5 protein-coding genes and 1 pseudogene are annotated in these 5,644 nt (G+C 44.1%); all 6 read left to right on the top strand.

Annotation, left to right across the window (positions count from 1 at the left end):
* The first annotated feature begins 145 nt into the window (after positions 1 to 145).
* Entirely contained in the window at positions 146 to 634 is a 489-nt protein-coding gene (locus tag Q0256_RS05100; protein ID WP_297960717.1) for a tRNA (cytidine(34)-2'-O)-methyltransferase, read from the top strand.
* Positions 622 to 1,983, top strand: coding sequence for an endonuclease/exonuclease/phosphatase family protein (locus Q0256_RS05105; RefSeq protein ID WP_297960709.1), 1,362 nt, complete (start codon positions 622 to 624; stop codon positions 1,981 to 1,983). Before Q0256_RS05100 ends, Q0256_RS05105 begins: the two co-directional genes overlap by 13 nt.
* On the top strand, positions 1,980 to 2,114 hold the full coding sequence (locus Q0256_RS05110) for a hypothetical protein (protein WP_291937682.1): 135 nt from the start codon (positions 1,980 to 1,982) through the stop codon (positions 2,112 to 2,114). Before Q0256_RS05105 ends, Q0256_RS05110 begins: the two co-directional genes overlap by 4 nt.
* Entirely contained in the window at positions 2,098 to 4,125 is a 2,028-nt protein-coding gene (glyS, locus tag Q0256_RS05115; protein WP_297960712.1) for a glycine--tRNA ligase subunit beta, read from the top strand. Before Q0256_RS05110 ends, glyS begins: the two co-directional genes overlap by 17 nt.
* Positions 4,126 to 4,197: 72 nt before the next feature.
* Complete coding sequence (locus Q0256_RS05120) at positions 4,198 to 4,929, top strand: CRISPR-associated endoribonuclease Cas6 (protein ID WP_297960715.1); 732 nt, start codon at positions 4,198 to 4,200, stop codon at positions 4,927 to 4,929.
* Positions 4,930 to 5,045: 116 nt separating this feature from the next.
* A pseudogene (locus Q0256_RS05125) lies at positions 5,046 to 5,644 on the top strand (CRISPR-associated protein); the annotation flags it as partial.

The raw sequence follows: 5,644 nt of genomic DNA on the forward strand, positions 1-5,644 counted from the left end.
AATTTTGCCCATTCAAATTTGCAAGGCTTTACTGCGCAAAATTCCAAGCTGCGTAATTTAGCTTTGCAAAATTCTAAATCTCAAAACTTTGCCTCGCGGAATTTTAAATCGCAAAATTCTGCTCATGCAAAATCGGTGATTTTTGATGTTTAATATCGTGTTAGTATATCCGCAGATCCACACAAACACGGGCTCCATCGGGCGTATGTGCGTCAATGCGAGCTGCCGCTTGCATCTGATCAAGCCGCTGGGATTCGTCATCGACGATAAGCATCTGCGCCGTGCGGGGCTTGATTATTGGGCGAGCTTGGATCTTAAAATTTGGGAAAATTGGGACGAGTTTATGGCGGCGAACGAGAAATTTAAGCAGCGCTTCTTTTTTGCGACGACGAAGACAAACAAGCTCTACTATGAGGCGAAATTTCAGCCGGGCGATTTTTTGATTTTCGGCTCGGAGGGGCACGGGCTGCCTCTTGAGATCATGCGCACAAACCGCGAAAACTGCATCACGATCCCGATGAGCGGGGCGGGGCGCAGTTTAAATTTAGCCACCAGCGTGGGCATCGTAACCTACGAAGCGATCCGCCAAAACATCGATAAATTCGACTTTAGGAGCGCGGTTTGCGAGTTTTAGCGCTACTTTTTGCGATGTTTTTCTGCGGCGCGAGTGCCGCGGAGCTGAAAATCGCATCGTTTAACGTGCAAAATTTATTCGATGGCAAGGATGACGGCACGGAATACGCGGATTTTGAGATCGGGCGCGGAGGCTGGAGCGAGCAAAAATACGAGCGCAAGCTACAAAAGGTGGCGGATGAGATAAGCGCGCTTAATGCCGATATTTTGGGGCTGCAAGAGATCGAAAACGAAGCCGTGCTAAAAGCGCTTGCGCAGAAGGCGGGCTATAAATTCTACGCTTTTTCGCGCGCACAGACTGCACCTGCGGGCGTGGCGGTGATGTCGCGCATACCGATAAAATTTCAAAAAACCTACCGCCCGATAGAGCTTAAAACACGAGATATTTTGCGCGCTGATTTTGCGCTTGGCGGCACTGATTTTAGCTTTTATGTAGTGCATATGCTCTCTGCACGCAATCCGCTAAGCGAGCGCAAGCGCAATTTCGCCTTTTTACGCGAGGTTTTGCAAGGGCACCAACGCGCTATCGTAGCGGGAGATTTTAATACGAATTTCGGGCGAAATTCTTTGCTAAACGAGCTTATCGAGCGCGATGGATTTAGCGATTTATGGGCGCTACATCCCTGCTCGCAGTTAAAGCATTTTGGCTCTTGTGAATCTCATGAAAGTGGCGCGGTGCTCGATCATATCTTGCTTAGCGACGATTTTTTTAGTAGCGAGCCGGGATATAAAAAGGATAGCTTCGCGTTTGCCAAATCCTCTCTCACTTCCGATCATTTCCCGATTAGCTTCATTCTGACGAACGAAGGCGCTTTAAAATCTATGCCGAAAAAGCAAGAATTTTTAGCTAAAAATACCGCTAGCTCCGCAAAGACCGTCACGATAGAGGAGCTTTACGGGCGCATTATAAGCGAGCCTGTGCTGATAAAAGGCGCAGTCGTGAGCTTTACAAACCGCCACGGCTTTGCGATCTCCCAAGATGGAAGCGGAGTTTTTGTCTATGGCGGCAGCGGGCTGCGGCTAGGCGATAAACTCGATCTGCTAGTAAAAAAGACGAAATTTTATAAGCAAAGCTTTGAGATCGACGATTTTGAGATCGTATCTAGAAGCGGCAACGTAGGCTCTATCGCACCATACGTTTTGCCTAGCGCATCGGTGCGGCAGCTGCGCGCAGGAGATGTGATAAGCACGATCAAAGGCGACGTTAAAGATGGCATAATTGATCTAAAAGGCGCGGGCGAGTTTAGAATTTTTCGCAAAAGCGCTCCTGTGCAAAATGGCAAAAATTTAGAATTTAAAAATGCCTATTTTACGATTTATAAAGGGCAAAAGGAATTTATAGTAGAATGATACACGCCGTTATAACCGCACTTTTCGTGCTTTTTATGATATTTATGATCGTAGGATTTAACCGCGAAATGATGGAGAAAAACGAAAAACGAAATCAACGAAAAAAGGATAAAGATGGAACTACTCATTGAGATTGAGGTCGAGGAGCTGCCTGCGATCCCGTTTTTAAAAGAGCGTGCGAATATCGCGCCAAAATGGCGCGCGGTGCTTGAGGCTAACCGCATAAATAGCGACTTTCGCTTTGAATTTAGCCCGCGTAGATTTGTGCTATTTCACGAGGATTTTCCGCAACGTGGTGATGATGCACAGATTGTAAGCACGGGAGCACCTAAGTCCGTTGCACTAAAAGACGGCGCGTGGAGCCCTGCAGCGCTAAGTTTTGCTAAAAAATGCGGCATAAGCGAAAGCGAGCTGGAATTTCGACAGATAGGTGGCAAAGAGGTGCTCTACCACGCTGCGGTGCAAAAGGGGCGTGATAGTCGTGAAATTCTAGGCGAAATGGTAGAGGAGTTTTTACGATCGCTAAATTTTGGACGCGCTATGCGCTGGGGTAGCGGCGAGTTTGAGTTTATCCGTCCGATAAGAAGTATAGCCTGCGTTTTGGGCGGTCAAAACGTAAATTTTGAAATTTATGGCGTGCGAAGCGCGGCTGCATTTTTTCCGCACCGAAAATTTGGCTATGAAGCGATTAAATTTAAAGACGCCGCAGATTATTTCGCACTGCTGGAGCGTAACGGCGTAATTTTAAGCGAGCAAAAAAGAAAAGATAAAATTCTAAGCGAGTTTGCAAAGCTCGAGAAAAAGCATGGCTTTAAGATTGAGGTCGATCCTGCATTGCTGGATGAAGTAACGGCGATCACCGAGTATCCGACGGCGCTGTTAGGCAGCTTTGAGCGAGATTTTTTAAGCGTGCCAAAAGAGGTCATTATCACTTCGATGAAGGAGAATCAGCGCTATTTTCCCGTTTTCGAGGGTAAAAACTTAAGCAATCACTTCGTTGTCGTTAGTAATGCGATCACCGATGATGACGAGCTTGTAGTACGCGGCAATGAAAAAGTTTTACGCGCGCGCCTAAGCGATGCTATGTTTTTTTGGAAAAGCGATTTGCAAGCCGAATTTAGCCCTGAAAAACTTAAACAAATATCCTATATGCAAGCTCTTGACTCGGTATATGATAAGCAAGTGCGCGAGCTAGCGGTAGCAAGGGCACTGAGCGCGGATTATGCTACGCAGATTGAGGCGGAGATCGGCAAAAAGGATTTTGCGCAGGATATAGAAAATGCCGTAATGTTTAGTAAAGCAGATCTTAGCAGCACGATGGTGGGCGAATTTAGCGAGCTTCAAGGCATTATGGGCAGCTACTATGCCGCACATGCTGGACTGGCAGAGCATGTATGCCGCGCGATACGCGAGCAATATCTGCCTAGCGGCGAGGATAGCGAGCTGCCAAGCGGTGTATTTAGTAGCGTAATCGCTGTGGCGATGAAATTTGAAACGCTCCTGGGGCTTTTTAGCATCAATAAAGTTCCAAGCGGCAATAAAGATCCGTATGCGCTTCGCCGCGCAGCTACTGGGCTAATTAAAATTTTACTAAATCAAGGATTGAGCTTTGATGCGAATGCGCTGGCGCAGAAGCTAGCGCCAAATTATAAGAAATTTGACATTTCTAAGCTGCTGGATTTTATAAAAGATAGGTTATACGGAATTTTTGACGAGATAAATCCGTCCGTGATCAAGGCGTGCATCGCAAGCGGCGAAAACGATCTATTACGACTAAGCAAGGCCATAAAGGCGCTGGGCGAGATCGCAGCAGCAGCGGATTTCGGGGAAAATTTCGCGACTTTTAAGCGCCTAGCCAATATCATCAAGGACGAAAAAATAGGCGCGGTGGACGAAAACCTATTCGAACACGACGCTGAGCGTGCGCTAAATGTGGCGTTCAGGGCGATTAAGCTCAACGAAAACGACGTGAGTGGGTATCTGCGCTCGCTATTTGGGCTTAAAGGCGTGATTGATAATTTTTTCGATAACGTAATGATAAACGTTCAGGATGTCAAGATACGCGCAAATCGTATCGCAAATATCGGGCAAATTTATCGCGCGTTTTTGCAGTTTGCCGATATCAAAGAGATAGGATTTTAATTTCACTTAGAGCTCATTTGCCCAAGGTTTGCGCGAACCTTGGGCAAAATTTTACCGCGCAAAGGAGCGCAAATGCTAATCATCAACGCAAAATTACCAACTAAAAATCTAAAAATCACAAAATCTCTCTCGCAGCTGATTCAGGGCTTTCTTTATCGCTATCTGCCGGCTTCAGAGCACGTAGGATATAGGCACGAATCAAGCGGTAAAATTTTTAAACGCACGGTGTTTGATTTTATCTTGCGAGGAGAGGACTTGCGCGTGCGATTTGCTTCATGCGAACCGGAGTTTGAACGTAAAATCGCGCTAGCAGTGCTAAAAGACAGGCTAAGCTTGGGTGAAATTCTATTTACGCAAACTACCGTCGAAGCGAAAAATCATAAAATTTGCGAGAACGAAGCTATTGTGCAAGGCTACGTGGCGTGCGCAGTAAGCGGGCTTTTGGGGCATAAAATTTATCTGCAGCCGCAAGACTCCAGGCATCTTGAGATGATGAAGACGAATATTTTACAGCGATTTGAGACGATTATGGGGCGAAAATATGATGGCGAAATGGAATTAAATTTATTGTGGCAAAAGCTGGGTAAATCTGTGAAATTCTATTACGGCAACAATCGCGAGCCGGTATATGCGTGGCAAGCAAGATGGAAAATTGTAGCTAATGCAGAACTAATAAATTTGATCCTTGGCGCGGGCGCTGGAAGTGGGTGCATGAACTACGGAGTAGGGGTTTTGGAGGTTGTAAAGCAAGACTGCATTAAAGCACAAATTTCAAATCCTAGAAAGGATGATTGCTTGCTTTAAAGCCGATTGTATAATAAAAATTCAAAAAAGGCAAATTATTTCATTAAAACACAATAACTATTGACAATATAATTAAAATTAGTTATAATTCAGGTATGTTTTAGAAAGGATAAATTTTGGGCGATATAGTTAAAATTTTTTCTAGTATCGGTGAAATTTATGATAAACAGAAAACTAAAATCAACAACAAGAGCTATGAATACGATGCTATTAAAATTTATCTTTGCGATATTAAAAGCAAAGAAATATCGGTAAATAACAATATTTCAAGAGATGATTTAATAGTTTGTAGATTTGGCATAGGCGCGAATTCTGGCAATTTGTTCCCTAATGTCCAATTCATTAGCAAAGCCGTAAAAGACGATACGCCTAAATTTATAAAAGGGATTTTAAAAGCTGTAAAAAATATGCTTTCTTGCTTCAATCCTGTCGATGTCAAAAATGATAAAATATTAACGGATTTATCTGGCTTAAACGAGAGCTTTTTTGATGATATTTTAAGTGAAATTGTAGCTCTACAAGAAGAGCCTAAGAAAAAGGGCATGAAAGTAGCTACTTTTTTTGCATTATCTTGGGAGGGTAGACCGATTTCAGCGTATTTCAAAAATATTTTTACGAGTCATTTAAGTGATAGCGATAATGGTAAAACTGCCAAAATTTATGGTTATGATATGCTTACAAATAGTATGGGTATCGGTGGAGATGCGAATTTAGC

The sequence above is a fragment of the uncultured Campylobacter sp. genome (assembly GCF_937949835.1).
GTDB lineage: Bacteria > Campylobacterota > Campylobacteria > Campylobacterales > Campylobacteraceae > Campylobacter_B.